This window comes from Bacteroides salyersiae WAL 10018 = DSM 18765 = JCM 12988 (assembly GCF_000381365.1).
Classification (GTDB): domain Bacteria; phylum Bacteroidota; class Bacteroidia; order Bacteroidales; family Bacteroidaceae; genus Bacteroides; species Bacteroides salyersiae.
The window spans coordinates 2,082,011-2,102,602 of sequence record NZ_KB905466.1 but is presented as its reverse complement, the minus strand read 5'-3'; the positions used below and the strand labels follow the sequence as shown (position 1 = coordinate 2,102,602).

The window sequence follows — 20,592 nt, the reverse complement described above, 5'->3', positions numbered from 1 at the left end:
AACTAATTAAAAAATGAAAACAGCATGAAATATACACTTTATTCTATCTTTGTTTTTGTTTGCCTTTTCTCATTTTTTCCTTCTCTTTTGAAAGGGCAAGATAAGAATCGTCATTATGTGCGGACCCGACTAATGACCAAAGACGATGGTAGTAGTTTTAGGGAGACGATAACTTATTATAATTCTTTCGGATTAAATGATGAAATTAGAGAGATAGGGGCTTCCCCTCAAGGTAACGATCTACAAACATTTGTCGGATATGACGGTGCGTTCCGCAAAGTGTCCGAATCGCTTCCCCGGCCTGTGGGGAATACCAATTTCTATAATGATTCCAATCCGGAAAGTTATACGGTCTATGAACATTCGGAGCTAAACCGCATTCGCGAAAGCTATGGCCCCGGACAAACATGGCGGGAGAATGGGAAATCTGTGAAGTACACTTACTTATATAATACGAAAACGGGTGATGATCATTGCTACTGCCTGTCTGCAAAAGATGTTGGAGAGGATATAAAGGTTGAAGTGAAATCTTATGATGCAAATGAAGTGTCTATCCTGCGGACAACAGACGAAGACGGCAATGTGACCGATCAGTTTACCGATCATGAAGGGAAACTGATTCTTACCCGGCAGAAGGCAAACGGAATTCCGCACGATACTTATATTGTTTATGATGATCATGGAAGAAAACGGGTAGTCCTGCCACCTCTTGCTGCTGATGCGTTGGGAGGATATAGCACTTTCATGTGTAGTCAGGTTGAAGAGGTCCAATTATACGGGTATCTCTATTATTACGATGAGCGAGACCGGTGTATCAAGAAAAAACTTCCGGGGTGTGAGCCTATTTATTATGTGTATGATAGGTGTAACTATTTGGTGCTGAAACAGGATGGTAATGACCGGGAGGCTGGGAGATGGCAATCTTTTCAGTATGACCGTTTAGGGCGGCAAGTGATATGGGCCTTTATGACTCGCAACAAAACACACGCTGATTGGATACGTATATGTAAAAATCTGGATCTCAGAATTTATTTTAGAGGCACGTCATATGGTTCAGAAAATTATGGGTATACTTCGGTTCCTAGAATAAGTTATTTATGTACCCCATTAATCATTAATTATTATGATAACTATGAATATACTACTATATTCAATGAATTCATTGGCTTTCTCAATCGTCCAGGGTATTACTCTTCTTTCTCCGCTTCCTCTCTTACTTCACGTGATAAACTTACCGGCCAAGTTGTAGCTCTTTTGAACGATCCTTCCAAAAGAGACTGCATTGCTTATTATTACGACCAGCGCGGGCGTGAAGTACAGTCCACGATGAATTCTGCTTTCGGTTTTAGAAATTACACTTTTACTAACTATGATTTTACCGGCCAGCCTGTTTCTGTCCGTAAAGAGCATACGAGTATTTACCGGGACACACCTCCTGCTTCTGTGGATGATGTTGACCATATCCTGACATATGAATATGAGTATGATCATGCAGGGCGTTTGTCTAAGCTATACCAGACTTATGATAACGATGCCAAAGTTCTCGTAGCCAAATATGAGTATGACGAAGTGGGACGCTTGGAAAAGAAACTGTTACATAATGAAACAGCCACTTCTACTTATAAATATAATGTTCGTGGTTGGCCTACCGAGATTAATGAGCCGCGTATGTCGCAGAAAATCTATTATAACGAGAATCTCCCTCAAGGAGTTACTCCTCTATATAATGGCAATATCCCCTGTTTGTCCAACACAGCAGATAATAATTTGACTTCCCATTTTACTTACGATGGTCTGAATCGTCTGGTATCCACTAAACAATATCGACCGGATGGCCGTTTTATTGAAACTCCCGAAAAATTCACTTATGATAAAATGGGTAACGTGCTCACAATCGAGCGTTCTTATTATGACCCTTACCCTGATTACTTAAACGAAATGACGATTCAGTATCATGGTAATCAGATTAAGAAAGTGACTGATGAGAGTCGTGGCCACGATTATTATGTGCTTCGCTATCAAGATGCAGCGAATAAAGATATTGAATATTTCTATGACAGTAATGGTAACTTGGTGAAGAATCTGGATAATAAAATAGGGTTTATTAAATATAATATAATTAATCTTCCCGAAGCAGTAGCTTTTAATGACGGTAATCTCCTCACTTATTCTTATATGGCTGATGGTCGTAAGGTACGTGATTCTTATGGTTCTTTTCCTATAAGAACTTCTACTCCTTTAGATAGCATTGTGAACAATACGGATCCTTATATCACAGAGCATAATGATTGGAGTGAGGATTATTATTATTCGGGAAGACTATATCGCATTGCTACTCCTGAAGGATTTATAAGATTCGTGAACCGTGTCGGCTATTCAATCTTTTATTCCATGAAAGATCATGTCGGTTCTTTCCGAGGCTATTGGGAACCGGGTCATGCTAATGGTCCCATAACATTCGGTTATCCCAGTTATCATCCTTCCGGCATTATATATAGAAAACCTTATACAGATGTTCCTTTTGCATTGGGTGGCAAAGAATTCATGGGTACGAATAACTTGGATGAGTATTTCTTTGGTGCCCGTACAATGTATGCCATCATGAATCGTTTTAATCAAATGGATCCGCTATGTGAAGACTATTATTCGGTAAGTCCGTATGCATATTGTAATAATAATCCGGTAAATGCGATTGATCCTGACGGAAGAGATTATAGGTTGACTATAGATAAAGAGAATAATAGAATGATTGTGACCGCAATGTATTATGCATCAACCCAAGATTTTGGTTCTGCTCAACAAGCTGTTGACTTTTGGAATAAACAAAGTGGTAACTATATCTATAAAACAAAAGAAGGTGATTATACATTGGATTTCTCATTATCAGTAATTGAGGTGCCAACCGATGAATCAATGAATGTAGCTCAAAGAAGTAGTGTTGTTACGGAGGCTTTCCGGGCAGATAAATCTGGAATTGCTAATATCTATGAAGTTGTATCAAGTTTTAAAGATTCCAATAAAAATGGTGTGACTGTCAATGGTAATCATATTGGAGTAAAATATTCGCGGCAGGATGAAAATACAGGTGCACATGAAGTGGGTCATACTTTGGGACTCACTCATAGCTCTTTTGGATTGATGACGTCATCATCTACAGATCCTTATCGTTCATTAGATTTAAATACAGTGGGACTCAAAGATATGATAACTTATCCTATCAGAGGAAAGAGCAATTCTGAAGGAAGAGGTGTAGCTGGTGAAGGGCACTTAAGTGTTTTCAATTTTTCATATTCTATAGGTAGTTCATATTATTCTGTTAGTAAATGGGGAAAAATAAGAAGGAGGTAATTTATGATCCGAAATGTTATTTGTTTATTCTGTTTGTTTTTTATATTGTCTTGTAAATCAGTAGATTTAAATTATCCAGATTATGCTAATCAAGATGGATATAAAAGTCTTTATGTTGTTGATACAATACAGATAGATGATCCGGTATCTGTTTTGACAAAGAGTGGATATTGTTTTGTGATGTCACATCAAGCGTTTAATTCATTTAATGGAAAGGAAAAAACTTTATTTAAACGAGCGGATGTTTTTTTATTAGAGTTGAGATTACCTATATATATACCAAGCGAATTATATAATAAATATATATTGTCAAACTCATACTCCTATTTAGATAATCGCATTCCGTTAAAAAGTGACAAGAAAAAAGTAAAAGAACTTATGTCTTTTGGTAGACAACCGGATTTTTTTCTTTTGGTTTTGATTCGGGGCGACTTTTATAACAGAGTTTATACGGGATTAGACGGTCCACCGACACTTGAATTAGAAAATGAAAAATTTTCTTATTATAAGGTTGCGATTCCCTATGGTGTTGCTAATTAATGTATTTGTTGATTTTAGAAATATGAAAAAGATTATTTTTATAGTAGCAATACTTATTTCGTTGGTTGTTCTGTTTTTTATTATCACTGATCTTGTGAATTCTTAAGTCAGTTATAAGTATGAAATAGATGAACCCTCCAAAGTAGATTATATTGATAAAGAGTTTGCTTTTGGGTATTTAATCGGTAAGATTAGATAGCTCAAGGTTTTTATACTATGTAGGTATTAGTATTCTTCTTTTTTTATATTCAATATCCAATAAGAGAGAATGACCTTTGTAAGACTGTGTTTTGGTTTGATTGAAGTTTTCGAATAGATGATTATAATTCTGTGTTCTAACTTCTGTTTAAGATGAAATGGAATCTAATTATTATTGACTTAGGTAGGATAATATAATATTCGAAAAACTAAAAAAGGTTCAAATGCTATGTGTTGGAGAGAACAATTGAAGCAATATGAGTGTGATAAAGACTGGGATACAGCAATTCAGCTGATACAGATAGTAATAGATGATAATCCTAACGATATGGATGGCTATCGGTGCGGTAAATGGTGGTATTCTGATTTATCGGATAAAAAGAACATCGGATCAATATTGAAACAATTTGAAAGCTGATCTTGATAAGTAAGTGAGTTATTTAAATTGGTAGACGAAATGAAGATAAATATATTAACAATAGTACTGTTAGGGCTTGGTGTATTTAATTGTAAAAGTCCTTTGTATGTTGCTGGTACCGTAAATTATACTTGATGATTTGGAATACTGTATCTTCTCTTTATATTGAAAAATTATCCTAAAATTCAATGAAATGTACTTTAGAAGTGAGATAGGTTATACAAAACTACTGCATATTGAATAATTTGTAGTACTTTTGTGTGTAAAAGAGATTAGCAATGAGCATAATGGATTATATAACTCGGAATGGTGGCTTCATATCATCTGCTGATGCCAAGAAAGCCTCGCTGTACAATGAACTATTGGACGGAACGAGGAATGGGCGGATTGTGCGTGTACGCCGTGGCGTTTATGCCCTAAACGAAGGATTGTCCAAGCAGATGATTGATGTCGAGACACTGGTGCCTGGTGGTGTGCTGTGCCTATACTCGGCATGGTCGCATCACGAACTAACAACTCAAATTCCGCAAGCCTACTATATTGCAGTAGAACGTAGTCGCAAGATTATTCTTCCGGACTTTCCTCCTATTGAGCTTAGTTTTATGTCAAAAAATGTCCATGAACTTGGAGTTGAAGAGGCAGATATAGATGGATTCAAAGTAAAAGTTTACGACTTGGAAAAATCTGTTTGTGACGCTATCAAGTATCGGAACAAGATAGGGTTGGACGTAAGTTCTGAGATATTGAAAAACTATCTGGCACGCAAAGATCGTGACATCACTCGGCTCTATGAATATGCCTATCAACTGAGAGTCGGAAAAAAAATTGATGAACTGATAAAATTCATGCTATAATGAGTAAGACACACACAAAAACAAACTCGGGTAAGTCGGTTAGGGAACGACTGCTAAACCTGTCAAGAGCGGAACACTACAATCCGCAGATGATGATTTCTCGATATATGCAGGAGCGGTTGCTTTATCGTCTTTCTGTCAGCAACTACCGTGAGCGTTTGATCCTTAAAGGTGGTGCGTTGCTCTATGCCCATGACCGTTTCGAAGCTCGTCCTACCTTGGACATTGACTTCATGGCAACGCATATTAACAATGATAATGAAAATATAAAGCGCATTATCAAAGAGATATGCAATGTTGACGCTGTGGTTGACGGTGTCAGCTACGATGCTGACACCGTTGAGACGGAAGATATAACGGTAAACAAAGAATACCATGGAGTGCGTGTCTCAGTCGTTGCCCGTCTTGATACTGCTCGCCAACGCATATCAATGGATATCGGTTTTGGTGATGTGGTTACACCAGCTCCACAAGCGTTGACATTCCCTGCGCTGATAGATACCGTGCCACAGGCAGAGATCATGGCTTACTCTCTGGAGACCGTTGTTGCTGAGAAGTTTCATGCGATGATAGCCCTCTCGTTGGCTAACAGTCGCATGAAAGATTTCTTTGATGTTTACCGCATCCTCGTAACAGACCGAGTAGATAATGAGGTGCTGGCAGAAGCCATCAAGTCTACATTCTCTAACCGAGAAACAAACTATCGTGAGAGTCATCCACTGTTCACTGAAGATTTCTTCAGAGCAAAAGACCGTCAAATATTTTGGAAAGGCTTTTTGCAGAAAATTAAATACCAAGAGACATTGGACTTTTCAACCGTTGGTGCACTGATAAGAGAAAGATTATTTCCATACTGGGAATCCATGAAATAAGCTTTGAGGACTTCACAAATCATACAATTTACTACCACTGTTCCCTATTGATAAAGCTACAAGTTAGATGTTTAGTAAATATTTAGCTGAAATACGTTTGAGATGTGACATAATATGGAAACATACTGTGTTAATTTTGTTAATCTAACTTTTAACGTTTTATTTCTGCTATACAAAAGAATATACCTTTATGCAGTAGAAGTGTATATTTTTATACGGTAAGAGTATAGTTTTAATATAATGAAGAGTATATACTTTTATGATTTATGAAATAAGTGGGTTCTCTTGTTTGATAATCAGTGGTTTGTGTATATGGTAATCAGCCGTTTTAGTTCTTAATTCATTTTTTTGAAACATATATAGTTCTTCTTTTGATAATTATGAAACTATCCCTGCCGCAATCATATGCAGCAGGGATAGCTTCATAATTACTATATATTTAGAATGCTTTCATGGCGATTATAGGGCGAGTTTAAACGTCCGGGATAGTTTTCCGATAAGGGTTGATACCAGATAGACTCCTTTTTCTAAATCTCTGTACACTCCACTACCATTAACTGAAGCTCGTACAATACTTATGCCGGATGTATTGATGATTTCAATAATTGTGTTCTCACTTACATTATAGTGAATATCGCCATTGGCTGTGTATACACATACTTCCGAAAGTTTATTTTCTTGTGTGCCGGTGGCTGCCGGATTAAATGAAGATAAAGCGAAATGACCTCCTCTTTTACCGTTGTCAATGGCTTGTACACCCCATTCGTATTCGGTATCTTCGTTATCGATATACATGGAATAGGAAGTGGTCATAATCTGGCCGGATATTTCGCCTGTTTTGATAAATCCGGTTTGGAGATCGGCAGGGACTGTCATGAAATATTCCTTGGAACCGGCTTTTTTCACGTATATGTTATATTGTAATGCCCGGGAGGGAGTTACATCGTCTGTGGCGGCATCCCAAGAGAAGGTAACCATACCTGTTTCTTTGTTGTAGGAACTTTTTAGATTATAAGGAGTGGAAGGAGCCTCATTAGGTAATATACCTGCTGTTGAGGACGTGTTTTTCCAGAGTTGAGTGGCACAACTGAAAGAGCAGACGTTGCTTTGTGCCCATCCCATGTTCCATGCATCCAGATAACCGTCATTGTTGTAATCGATCAGATGATTGTTACCGTGACTGATGCGATCGAAAGTCCATTCCTGATCTGCATCATAGTAGGCTCCGCAAGCTTTGAAACTGAAATCGCCCCGGTTCATATACAGCCAGGTTGTAATTTCATGCTTTTCTCCGTGACCACCTATCAGGATATCAGGCAAACCGTCGTGATTGACATCCCCAAAGGAAGGAGTTGCACCGTCTACTCCTTCAAAACCGCAAAAGAGGTCGTTCAGCATTTCAAAGTTGCGTCCGCCACAATTCCGATAGATGTAAAAAGACTTGGCGCCCGAACCTTTATTACTGGAAAAACCTGTCACCACAATATCCATATAACCATCGGCATCCAGATCACATAAGGAGCAGGAAGAATCGTTGGAACCATACAAATACTGTTGGTTTTCGGAGAATGTTCCGTCTCCATTGTTCCAATAGATACGGAGGTTGCCTTCGCCCGGACCATAACCGGAGGATACAATATCCAGCCAACCATCATTATCCATGTCGGCAAAGTGCACGGAACCTCTCGAAAGACCTAAAAACGGTTCTGTACCATTTAACGGGGTTTCTTGCCGGATGAATCCCTTGCCTTTGTTGTTTTTGTATAGATAAAGTGCACGCCGGTCGTGGTGTACGATGAGATTTCCTTTTTCATCTGTTCTTCCATCGGGGTCTTCGTAATCGTCCAGCCCTGCAATGATCAGATCCAGATAGCCATCCTTGTCATAGTCGCCTACCGAAACCCATTGACGTGACCGGCCACCGTCTTTTGCACTGTAAATCGGAGAGATACCCATTTTGCTTCCTGCCGGAGTGGCGGTATTGACCTCCTCGAAAATAGGCTGTCCACCTTGTTCCGCCCCTTTATTGCGGTATAAAAATGCAGCAATCTCTTCTAGGTTATTTTCGTAATCCATTGATTTTAACCCGGGGACAAACAGGTCTAATAATCCGTCGTTATTATAATCGAACCAGACCGGACAGGCATAGTAGCAAACATCGAAAGGACTGGTAAGGCGGACGAAAGATTCTGTACCGTCATAGTCATACAGAGCCGATACTTTTTGAGCGGAGGCTGTTCTGAGATGCGGATTCTTTCCGGAGTAGGCAATCTCCAGCCAGCCATCATTATCGTAATCCCCCCATGCCACATTGGAGCGATCTGCCGTATGGTAGAACTGCCCTCTGATGAGGGACGTTGCTATGGGTTCGGCAGGAACCGGTCTTGTTATTTTGGTAAAGACAGGGGATACCGGATTGCCGGGAGTAGCGATTTCCGAGTAGTCCGGATTGGATAAGTCATCGTATATTTCCGTATAGTTAAAATCCTCTGTTGAGAAAGTGGATATACCCACATCCATAATTTGCACGCCACCGTCTTGTAGGCCTTCTACTGCGATCAAGTTCCAGCTATTTGGTTTTAATGTCTGTTTGGCTTCGTAAGAGATATCGAACGGAATGTAATTGGAAACCGACCCTTTTTTGCTTGCTGCCCAAACACCATTGATGTAGATGTGAATATCATCGTCGTGATAAAGCAGGAAGCGCATGGCATTGATCATTTCCGGAGTGACGTCGCCCAGACGGAACCATCGGCGCATATGAATCTGTGAGGTATTCCAGGGAGTTGAGATTAAGTTTGCCCCATTCCATATGGAGGAGCTACCAAATGCGGCTTCTCCTTCCGTCCAGGTACGGTCGTCGAACTCTTTGGCAAACCACCGGCGGGGAATATCGGAAGAGGTTGTATATCTCCACTTGTATTTATGCTCTTTGGCAGTAGAAAGAATCGGTCTTACTTTTATTCCGCTTTGTGGCAGATTGATACATTCCTCTATTTTTGTTTTTAGTTCTCCGGTTGCCGAATAGGGCTTCAATACGCGCCGGTCGTATGTGTAGATTCCGTTTTTTTCGATCTCCACATCGGATAGCTGGGTATATACGGCAGCATTTAATCCGTAATAATAATGGTCTATTACTTTGTCGGCTAAATTGTTGAACAAGACGGTGAAGTCTTTTCCGGTCTCTACGGTGGTGTATTGGAAATCGCCTCCGGGCCAGATGTGTCCCTGTACTTTCAATGTAATGCCGCCATACTCGCCACAGACGCCGGCCCTGGTTTCGTCCAGTGGGCAGGAGGGGTTCGGGTAGCTATGGGAGTCTTTAATGTCACCAATGGGAGCGTCTACCCAGCCACTGGCACAACAGACAAGGCTTTGGCCTACTTCGCTTATGACAATTTGAGTCATTCTTTCTGTATCGAATTGTCCCCAACCTTCATTAAATACCACCCATTGGATAATACTCGGATGGTTTCTGAAAGCAGTGATAATTCTTTTCGATTCATCTTCAAAGTTCTTTTTTGCATAGTCTTCGTATCCGGAAGGTAAGTTGGGGCTGGGCAGATCTTGCCATACCAATATTCCTTCCCTGTCGCAATGCATATACCAACGTGCAGGTTCTATCTTGATATGTTTCCGTATCATATTGAATCCTAAAGCTTTCATCGCTTTTATATCAAACAGGAGTGCCTCGTCACTTGGAGCAGTATACAGGCCGTCAGGCCACCATCCCTGGTCGAGTGGCCCCATCTGGAAGATTTGTTTTCCATTGAGGAAGATACGGGGCGTTTCACCCACTTTCTTTACTTCGATTTTGCGCATTCCGCAATAGCTGCTTACGGCGTCTGTCTGTATTCCGTCTTTTAGGATAGCTATGTCGAGGTCGTATAAATACGGGTCTTCTACCGACCATAAATGAGGGTTATCGATAGGAATGGTCAGTAACCTTCCGACTTTGTCGTTTTCCAGTGTTGCTATTTTATTTCCTTCTTTGTCGAGCAAGCTGATATTTACTGTTACTCCGAATGTTTCATTGGTATTGACTCTCATTTTCAAACAGGAGTTGTCTACATCGGGCCGTATCATTAAGTCCTCTATATAAACCGGATTGACAGGCTCCAACCATACCGTTTGCCAGATACCGCTTACCGGAGTATACCAGCAACCCCATTTATTTAATGCCTGTTTGCCTTTCGCTTGTCCTTCGGCACCGGTATTATCGTATGTATAGACAACTAACTCTTGTTTTTCTTGGTCTTTTAAAGCAGAGGTTATGTCAAAGTAGAACGGATCGTATCCACCGGTATGCTTACCTACTTTTATACCGTTTACATAGACAACGGCTTCCCAATCTACGGCATCAAAATGAAGCAGAATATTTTTCCCTTTCATCGTTTCGGGGATACTTATTGAACGTTTATACCAATAGCATTGGCTGTCGCTCTCTTCCATGATTCCGGAGAGGGCGGATTCTATGGGGAAAGGAACTAATATCTTTTGTGTAAAAGTGAAATTCTCCGGATCGTATGCTTCGCCTTTTATGCCTTTTCGCAAATCCCAGATGCCATTTAAGTTGAGCCATTCTTTTCTTACCATTTGTGGTCTCGGATATTCGGGTAACACGTTGTTCACGTCTATTGTTTCACTCCATGGAGTCATCATAGGGGCTTGCTTCATTTTCCATTCTTGAGCGTGCGAAAGAAAGATACCCATGAAGCAGAAAAATCCTACGATTGAAAGTCTTTGTATATGCATTGTTTTCATGTTGTTAGAGATGAGGGATAAAAATAAGGGTACCCGGAAATGTGGTACCCTTATGTAATTAGAAGTTATAATGATTCTTATTTTACCATTAACTTGCTGATACTTACAGCGCCATTCTGATTAGTCGCTTTCAATAGATACATACCTTCGGGCAAGTTGCTGATGGTAGTATTGCCAGCCGGTAATATTTTGTTTGCAACCGGCATGCCGCTTATTGTATAGATAACAACACTTACCGGTTCAGTAGCATTTACAATAATTTCACTGTTTACGGAATATACGTTTAGGCCCTCGATTGTAGCAGTCGGTTTGAGCCCCGTTCCAGTACCGGCATCAGGATCTAAATAGAGACCATAGATATTAGCACCTACACTACTTGGTAAATTGTAAACAACATATATGGTGTGTTCTCCTTTCACTTCTTTCAATGCTGCTGCAGTTGTCATTTTGGTATCCCATTTACCGGTACCCTGAGCTCTGACCACAGCGATCGGTTCGTGTCCTGCAAGTGCATTTTGTACATCTTCCGGAGTACTACCACTGTTCCAATTTATATTATCCAAGTCGATATACAATGAGAAATTAGCTTCTTCAATGGTACCTATATAATTTTTATCACAGGAATGATTGATAAGAACTCTCTTGTAATCACCGTCTTTGAAATCGATGTCATAATAGGCCACAACAACACCATTGGATGTATAACCGATATTTGAGCCTTCACCACGGGCACCATCGCCGCCTTTAACTATAACTTCCCATTCCATATCGCCTTGGCTCCAATCGCCACCTTCGTCACCTGCACCTTTGGTAACAAATACTACAGCATTTTCAGACGGTGCTATATCCTCATAAACAACACCGCAATCCGGATTCTCAAACCAAAGATTTTCTTTCAATAGATCGATTCTGTGAAGGTTGGTTGCATCTCCCCATTTCACAAACAGATAGTGAGAACCTTTTACTTCTTTTAGTTTGGTAGCAACCGGGGTAAAATCGTTCCATTTTTGCAAATTGATACCTGTCCAAGTTCTTGCAATCATATTTTCCGGTTTTACTTCGTCAATGTAGAATTCCATATATTCTTTATATCTTTCACCATCATGACCAATGTAGGCAACTAATTGTTGGAATTCTCCTTCACCGAAATCAATCGGTTCTGCGGATTTGACAATGAAATCCTTAACTACACCTCCCCAACATTCTGTTTCTTCATTATACTTACAATCTTTGAAAGGATCATCTGGGTTTTCCGGATCTACATCGACTGCTACTCGGAAGATATCGCCATATATGATATTTGCTTTATCTGTATATTCCGGTGATTCATTGATCCATGGTTGCATACCCTCTTCTGCAATCGTATTTTTATAGAAGATGACAGAACGTAAATTTCCATTTCCTTCACGGAAAGTTAACCAAACTTTTTGTTTACCGGTAGGACGTTCGAATTCTTCACCTTCTTTCATATTCCATGCAAATGTTTCAAAGCAGTGATAACCGAATGTTCTGTCTACCGTCATTTCTGTGAAAGTTACGGATTCTTCAAACGTATTTCCGGCGTGAAGGACTACATATCTTTCTACTCCGAAATCTCCCCATCCTTGTGCGAATTCAACTCCGGTAGCTTGATAAGCGTTCCCATCAGCTCCAAAATCAACTTCTCCCAAGCAAATAATTGTTGAGGTGGATGTTTGGCCGATATTGCCATAACCGACATCGAATATAGCATCTGTAACCAATTCGATGTTCTCATTCCCTTTCATTGTTTCGATCACTAAATCCTGTGCAAATGCAGAATTCATTCCTAATAGAGCGAGCGCTCCGATGAGTAATGTGTTTTTTTTCATTGTAAAATAATTTAAATTAAACATCTATTCTTGATTAGGCCTGTAGCTATCCCGGATTATTTTTATAACATCTGCGTGCTACTTATGCCTGATTCTTTATTATCTGATCCTATTTTTGAACTGTTATATCTTCCTTGCTTTATTTATTGAAAACTGAGAAATGAACTCTTATTTTATGTAAGAACCGGTTTATATATAGTGAATTACCAATGCCAAAATTACGCGTTCTATCCATTTTTATATAGAACGAATCATTCAAAAAATAATAAGTTGGTCACAGGCATCTGCTATCTATCCCGTTTCTTTTATTAATTGAAACGAATCTTTTAGAGATTGTATTCGTTGGAAATTAAGAATTGCTTTTTGTGTACGAAAAACATCCGGGTGTTTTTATATATTAAGGAATACGTTTTATTTATGTGGGTGAAATATCATTTTCCGTGTATGATGACAATGGCTGTTCGTTAATCGGTTATTGTTTGTTGTTCCGGAAGGAAAAACTGACAAGGTATGGATGGTTATTTGTTGGCTTCGTGTATTTCTTTACATAGGTTTCATTTTATGTTGTATTTGTACGAAGTGCTTTGGAAAGCCTTGTATGATGGTGATACGTACTACCAATTTGCTATTTTTTGAAAGAATCGTTCTCTTCTTTTTATTTATATTTGCCCTCAAATAATTCGTTTATAAAGAATATGAAACACCCCCAATTGACTATTACCGTTTTCCTCTTGATGTTGTTGTTCAACATATCCGGATATGGGTTGAATAATTATTATTTCAACATAATCGGTAGAGATAAGGGATTGTCGCAATCCAATGTGAAAGCGATCATTCAGGATAGCAATGGCTTTATGTGGTTTGGCACCCGCAATAAGCTGAACCGGTATGACGGGAATACTTTCAAAATATTCGATTGCTATGATTATGTAGCGCAAAAACAGAATAACAACATATCCTCTCTTTTTGAAGACAGGGAGAAACATCTCTGGGTCGGCACGGATAAAGGGGTCTTTATATTAGATCCTCAAACCGAAATTTTTACTTATATGAATACACAGACGGCGGAAGGGATTACCATGACCGATTGGATCTCGGATATCGGGGAGGACCGGGATGGCAATATATGGATTGTTGTTCCTAATCAGGGATTATTCCGCTATATTCAGGATAGTAAAGAGCTGAAGTTTTATGCATTTGGAAAGAAAACGGTTCCCGATCATGGGAATCCGCAGAGTATGTGCATAGATCAAAGTAACCGGGTTTGGATTGGGACAAATGGGAAAGGAGTATATCTATATGATAAACAGACGGATGAATTTACTCAATACCTTGGTGATACGAATGGCAATACACTGGCGGGAGAGAATATTTATACGATGTCTGACGATGGCGAGCATCTTATTTTGGGTATACATGAAGGTAAACTGCGTAGAATAAATAAGAGGAAGAATGCGGTAACCGATGTAAATGCACCGGATGTGCATTATAAGATTATCCGTTGTATAGCGAAGTTGAATAACAAATTATGGGTCGGTACGCAATATGGTATCTACATTATCGATGAAGAAAAAGGAGAGGTTTTCAGAATATACAACGATCCTATGTGTAGTTATTCGCTTTCGGACAATCAGGTCGGGGAGATTTATCAAGATCGGGAAGGGGGAATCTGGGTAGGAACCAATGCCGGAGGTATTAATTATCTCTCCAGTTCTGTACTGAAATTCACCCGGTATATACCGTTGAGTCGTGAAGAAACGATCAGCAGTAAACGGATAAGAGAGATCATTGAAGATAATAATCAAAATATATGGATAAGTACCGAAGATGCGGGAGTGAATATTTTCTCGCCCGAAAAGCAGACATTTAAAAAGTTGGGAAGAGATATAGGTAGAGACTTGACTTCGGAACAGACGCTGAGTCTGCTCAACCTTAACGGAGATATCTGGGTAGGATTGTTTAAGAAAGGATTGGATATCGTTTCTGCCGGTAGCTATAACACCCGGCATTATTCCGGAAAACAGTTAGACTTGAATGAATTCAGTTTATATGCTTTGGGGGAAGATAAATTCGGCAACGTCTGGTTAGGGAATGCCTGGGGGATTTATAAGGGTAATAAGGAAACGATGGAATTTGTCAATATGCCCGAATTTGGGCTGTGCTATACATATGATATTATGGAGGATGCTAACGACAATATCTGGATAGCGACGATGGGAAACGGTGTGTTCAAGTATAATCAGAAAACTCAGCAGATAGAGCATTACACGAACCAGATCAATGATAAACATTCGATAAGTTCTAACTCCGTCAGCAGTATTACGGAAACGAGCAATGGCGATATCTGGTTTGCAACGGACCGGGGCGGTATCTGTAAATACGACAGTAAGGAGAATAATTTCCGTACCGTATCACTGGCAGAGGGGTTACCCGATGATACTGCATACAAGATTGTTGAGGATAAAAACGGCTATTTATGGTTTGGTACTAATAGCGGGCTGGTACAGTTTGATCCGCAGAATTTTACCATTGAGACCTATTCGACGGATAATGGTCTGCCCAGCAACCAGTTCAATTATAAATCTGCATTGGCAAGCAGTACGGGTGAATTGTTTTTTGGAACTTTGGAAGGGCTGATCTCTTTCTTTCCTGAGAGACTGGAGCAGAATAGCTTTATCCCTCCTGTGTATATTACTTATATAAAGCATAAAAACGATGACGCATCCGGTGAATTATATGATAAGGGGACGAATAGCGGCTATCTGCAGGCTAAACAGATAACCCTACAACACGATCAGAATAGTATAGAACTGGGATTTGTTGCGTTAAGCTATGCCTGCCCGGCGGCCAATCAATATGCTTATAAGATGGAAAATCTTGATAAAGACTGGATCTTTACAAGAGATAATCAAAGTGTGACTTATGCCAATCTTGCTCCCGGAAAATACCGGTTTGTTGTGAAAGCAAGTAATAATGACAAAGTATGGAATCAGGAGGGGGCTTCTGTCGAGATTATCATCCTTCCTCCTTGGTGGAAGACCTGGACTGCCAACATTTGCTATGCGATCCTTCTGATTGTATGTGTTTGGTTAACAACCAGATATTACTTGTATGTGAGTAAGAAGAAGACATTGGAAAAGCAACGGATGTTTGAGAGTGAAAAGGAGAAAGAACTGTATAGCTCCAAAATCGATTTCTTTACTAACATAGCCCATGAGATACGAACGCCGCTGACGTTGATCAACGGTCCTCTCGAGTCTTTGGCCGAGATGGATATTAAAGATCATGAGATAAAGAAGAATGTCCAACTCATGCAGAGGAACATATCGGAACTGCTTACTTTGATTAATCAGATCCTGGATTTCAGAAAGGTGGATGCCAATAAGGTGACAATGAATTTTGTCGTTGGGAATATATCGGCTATTGTGGATGAGGTATATCAGGAGTTTCTTCCGATGGCATTGTCTATAAATAAGAAAATAGAACTTCATATGCCGGAGCTGCCTGTCCATGCATTGATCGACCGAGGATCTTTTATTAAAATTCTGAACAATCTGTTTTCAAATGCGATTCGTTACTCCGAACATACAATCGATGTGGAACTTGAAGAGGACGATATGCAATTCTATCTGATTATAAAGAACGACGGTGAGATAGTACCTCCCGAAATGGCCGATAAAATATTCGATCCTTTCTATCAATTGAAAAAGAATGCAAATATAAATGCAAGTTCCGGCATCGGACTGTCATTGGCACGGTCACTTGCCGAATTGCATCATGGTGTGTTGCTCTATAAAAGTAACGATGGGCTGAATATTTTTACATTAGCCATTCCAAAGGGCGATATATCCCGGCAAGAAACCAACATCGATATTTATAATGACGATTTTGTAGAGCAGCAATCGAAACAGGAAACGATTTTGGTGGTAGAAGATAATCTTGAACTGCTATCGTTTATGACCGAAAAGCTGAGTTTGAACTTCTCTGTGGAAAAAGCCACTAACGGTGCCGAAGCATTTGATATTATCCAAAGGGTGAATGTCGATATCGTCGTTACGGATATCATGATGCCTATCATGGACGGTTTTGAACTCTGTAGGAAAATAAAGACGGACATTGAGTATTGCCATATACCCGTAGTGTTGCTAACGGCTAAGAATGACTTGAACAGTAAGATCAGAGGACTTGAAACCGGGGCTGATGCGTATATCGAGAAACCTTTCTCGTTTAAGTATCTGACGACACAACTGAATTCGCTTCTTGAAAACAGAAAGAGGGAGAAAGAAGCGTTTATCAAGAAACCTTATGTCACTTCGCAGTCGATAGGACTGTGCAAAGCGGATGAAGAGCTGATAAATAAAATTATAGGTATCATTGAAGAGAATATCACCGATTCTAATTTCGGTGTGGAACGCTTGTCGGAGATTATCAACATGAGTCGGTCGAGCCTGCATCGTAAGATTAAGGCACTCTCCGGAACATCGCCTACGGACTTTATCCGTTTGATACGATTGAAAAAGGCTTCCGAGCTGATAGCCGAAGGGCATTATCGCACAGGAGAGGTGTGCTATATCGTCGGAATAAACTCTCCCTCTTATTTTATCAAATTGTTTCAAAAACAGTTTGGTATGACACCGAAGGAATTTGAGAAACAACAAAGGATGACAAACACAAATGATTATAATATAAATTTGACAAAATGAAAACATTTAATTTTTTACTGTTGAGCATAGTTGCAATCGGACTTTATTCATGTGGCCCAAAAATGATTTATCCCGGTGAGGTCTGGACGGATACGGAACAGAACATGATTAATGCGCATGGAGGAGGAGTTCTGTATCATAACGGGACGTATTATTGGTATGGCGAATATAAAAATGATTCTACCTATCATGCACCCGGTGTAGAATGGGATTGTTACCGGACAGAGGCCGGCGGGGTAGCCTGCTATTCATCCAAAGACCTGCATTCCTGGAAGTTCGAGGGGGTAGCGTTAAAGCCGGATATGGCCAATCCGGAATCGGATATTCATCCTTCTATGGTGATAGAACGACCTAAAGTGATTTATAATGAGAAGACTGGTAAGTTTGTGATGTGGATGCACATTGATAGTTATAATTATTCGAAAGCAGCTACCGGTGTTGCCGTATCGGATAGTCCGACCGGTGGTTTCAAGTATTTACACTCTCTTCGTCCGTATGGAGAAGAAAGCCGGGATATGACACTGTTCAAAGACGGGGACGGGAAGGCTTATCATGTTTACTCTACCAAAGGTAATTCTACTTTATATATTCATTTACTTTCGGATGATTATCTGGAACATACTGAAACTTATAAGGCGGTTTTCCCCGGAAAGTTCAGAGAAGCACCGGCTGTCTTTAAAAGGCAGGATAAATATTATATGATCACGTCCGGATGTAGCGGCTGGGATCCTAATGAAGCGGAATATGCCATAGCAGATTCTATGTTGGGAGAGTGGACGGCAATGGGGAACCCTTGTGTGGGTGAGAATGCCGACAGGACGTTTGGCGGACAAAGTACGCATGTCATAACAGTAGATCCCGAAAATGATAAATACATTGCCATGTTCGACAAATGGAATAAACTGGATTTAATCAATTCCAGATATATTTGGTTACCTGTTCAATTTCATTCGGCAGACAGTATTACGATAGAATGGAAAGACGAATGGTCTTTAAACGACTTGTAATAGAAACCTTTGAAAAATCTATAATAGACAGTGTAAAACCTTCTCTTAAATAATATATTATGAAGAAACTATTTTTTATTGCATGCAGCAGTTTTTGCTTTAGTTTGTTGCTGCACGCACAGGTTCCGGGAGATATTGAGAACATCAGGTTTGAATATATGGATAAACCGGTACAGTCGAGTACGGGAGGTGACCCGATTAATTTTATTCATGCCACCTATGTGAATGCAGCTTGGGGGGACTACAACAATAACGGGACACTCGACCTGTTTTATAGTGATAAGAATAATCACGGTAGTGCTACGAAAATTCAGAGCAACTTTTACCAGAACAACGGGGATGGTACTTTCCGTAAATTAACCTCCCCATTTGCAGGAGTTGCTTTTTCATGCCCGGTTTGGTTTGATATGAATAACGACGGTCTTTTGGATCTTTTTCTTCCGGGACTGGGCGATTGGTATTATCAGTGGAATGATCTGGATACACGCCTATCCAATATCCAGGCACGTTTGTATATTAATCAGGGAGTACAGGATAATGGTACTTGCAAGTTTAAGGAAATGCCGGTGGCGGAATCTGGTTTGATGCCGGTGTTTAATGGAAAGACCGGAGGAAAAGGACACAATTGGGCGGTTGCGGGTGATTATGATAACGATGGCTATACGGACTTGCTTGTAACGGGCTTTGATGAACATACGAGGGTGAACCGGGAAGATTATGAAGATGCGGTCAGAGCGGTATATCTGTTTAAGAATATAAAAGGAGAGTATTTCGAACTGCAGAAAACTCCTTTGGAGGGAACAAAGCCTTTCCATGGTTTGACCGATGGCAGTGTCTGCTTTGTCGATTTGGATAATGATGGCTGGCTGGATATCGTGTCTACCGGATATGGTTATTCAAGAGAGTCGGAAGTACACGTTTACTGGAATCAGCAGAACGGTACATTTAAGGAATCGGATTTTAAGTTTGACACTACTTGTAACTCTTCATGTGATGTATATGATCTGAATAACGATGGTCTGGCAGATATCATTATGACGGGAGTCTATTTCAATAATAATCAAAAGCAATTCTATATCTATAAAAACAAGGGAGAGCGTAATTTTGAGAAAATAGAAAATGAAAATCTGCTGCCGATAGATGGCGGACAGCTCTCTTTTGGCGATGTGAATCATGACGGACTGCCCGATATGCTGGTGGGTGGTCATAATAATACGCATCAGCACAGCACGTGGCTATATGTCAATAAAGGTGATTTTGATTTTGAGCCGATTGCATGGTACAATCAGGACGATTACGGATGGGCATTCCCCAGAGTCACTCATGGCAATGAACATCTGATCGACATTGATAATGACGGACTGTTGGATGCATGGATTTCCGGATGGTCCAATGGAGCCTGTTCTTCCGGTTGTGATACACAACTTTGGAAAAATACTTCTGTTGCCGGCAAGAACGAAGCGCCGGGGATGCCGCAAAATTTACGGGCAAAGTTGATCGAAGGTTCCGATATTCTTTCTTTGGCATGGGAAGAGGCTGCCGATGATGTTACTCCTCAGAAAGCTTTACGGTATAATGTTTATTTGAAGAAGAAGGAAGGTGATAAATGCTGCATGACCGTACCGGCGGATATTACTTCCGGTTTTATTAAAGTCGGTTCTGTTTCCGGTTATCTCACTCAATGTTCTTATAAGATTAAAGTAGAATCGGACGGTGAATATGAATGGGGAGTACAAGCCATTGACAATGGAGGAAGAGGTGGACTTTTTGCAAAAGCTACTGTGAAGGTGAATGGAACCACCGGTATTACTACCCTCAAAGAAGAGGATGCTATTTTAATTTCTTCCAATGGGCAGTCTCTGAATTATTCGATCTCTGGCATGGGGAAGATGACTGTATTCGGCATTGATGGCAGCGTGACGTATCAAAGTCGGATTCACGGGACCGGTACTGTCAATCTGATGGTAAAAGGCACTTATATTGTCAGGATCGAGACCGATTCTGCTGTGAAAAGACAGAAAGTAGTAATGATGTAATA

At 40.1% G+C, this 20,592-nt stretch carries 10 protein-coding genes; 8 read left to right on the top strand and 2 right to left on the bottom strand.

Translation table 11 applies throughout. The annotated features are described in order from the left end of the window. Window positions 1–24 precede the first annotated feature (24 nt). From HMPREF1532_RS07895 to HMPREF1532_RS07875, 5 genes are all read left to right on the top strand, one after another. Entirely contained in the window at window positions 25–3,348 is a 3,324-nt protein-coding gene (locus HMPREF1532_RS07895; RefSeq protein WP_005927371.1) for a DUF6443 domain-containing protein, read from the top strand. Between the two features lie 3 nt (window positions 3,349–3,351). After that, window positions 3,352–3,888, top strand: a complete 537-nt coding sequence (locus HMPREF1532_RS07890; RefSeq protein ID WP_005927368.1) for a hypothetical protein — start codon at window positions 3,352–3,354, stop codon at window positions 3,886–3,888. Window positions 3,889–4,315: 427 nt separating this feature from the next. After that, window positions 4,316–4,504, top strand: coding sequence for a hypothetical protein (locus tag HMPREF1532_RS07885; RefSeq protein ID WP_005927362.1), 189 nt, complete (start codon window positions 4,316–4,318; stop codon window positions 4,502–4,504). A 287-nt stretch (window positions 4,505–4,791) separates the two neighbouring features. After that, a complete protein-coding gene (locus tag HMPREF1532_RS07880) occupies window positions 4,792–5,358 on the top strand; it encodes a type IV toxin-antitoxin system AbiEi family antitoxin domain-containing protein (protein WP_044097449.1) in 567 nt (188 codons plus the stop codon). Next, complete coding sequence (locus HMPREF1532_RS07875; protein ID WP_005927354.1) at window positions 5,358–6,230, top strand: nucleotidyl transferase AbiEii/AbiGii toxin family protein; 873 nt, start codon at window positions 5,358–5,360, stop codon at window positions 6,228–6,230. Before HMPREF1532_RS07880 ends, HMPREF1532_RS07875 begins: the two co-directional genes overlap by 1 nt. Window positions 6,231–6,689: 459 nt before the next feature. Here HMPREF1532_RS07875 and HMPREF1532_RS07870 read toward each other — a convergent pair whose 3' ends face one another. Then, the gene (locus tag HMPREF1532_RS07870) at window positions 6,690–10,994 is read right to left on the bottom strand and encodes a glycoside hydrolase family 2 (RefSeq protein ID WP_053253370.1); all 4,305 of its coding nucleotides are present in this window, start codon (window positions 10,992–10,994) and stop codon (window positions 6,690–6,692) included. A gap of 77 nt (window positions 10,995–11,071) precedes the next feature. Continuing rightward, the gene (locus HMPREF1532_RS07865; protein ID WP_005927348.1) at window positions 11,072–12,844 is read right to left on the bottom strand and encodes a T9SS type A sorting domain-containing protein; all 1,773 of its coding nucleotides are present in this window, start codon (window positions 12,842–12,844) and stop codon (window positions 11,072–11,074) included. A gap of 695 nt (window positions 12,845–13,539) precedes the next feature. Here HMPREF1532_RS07865 and HMPREF1532_RS07860 point away from each other — a divergent pair. Genes HMPREF1532_RS07860 through HMPREF1532_RS07850 form a run of 3 tightly spaced genes read left to right on the top strand, consistent with a single transcriptional unit; the run spans window position 13,540 to window position 20,590 of the window. Beyond that, entirely contained in the window at window positions 13,540–17,547 is a 4,008-nt protein-coding gene (locus tag HMPREF1532_RS07860; protein WP_005927346.1) for a hybrid sensor histidine kinase/response regulator transcription factor, read from the top strand. Then, the gene (locus HMPREF1532_RS07855; RefSeq protein WP_005927343.1) at window positions 17,544–18,554 is read left to right on the top strand and encodes a glycoside hydrolase family 43 protein; all 1,011 of its coding nucleotides are present in this window, start codon (window positions 17,544–17,546) and stop codon (window positions 18,552–18,554) included. Before HMPREF1532_RS07860 ends, HMPREF1532_RS07855 begins: the two co-directional genes overlap by 4 nt. A gap of 59 nt (window positions 18,555–18,613) precedes the next feature. Continuing rightward, on the top strand, window positions 18,614–20,590 hold the full coding sequence (locus HMPREF1532_RS07850; protein ID WP_005927339.1) for a T9SS type A sorting domain-containing protein: 1,977 nt from the start codon (window positions 18,614–18,616) through the stop codon (window positions 20,588–20,590). Window positions 20,591–20,592: the final 2 nt, after the last annotated feature.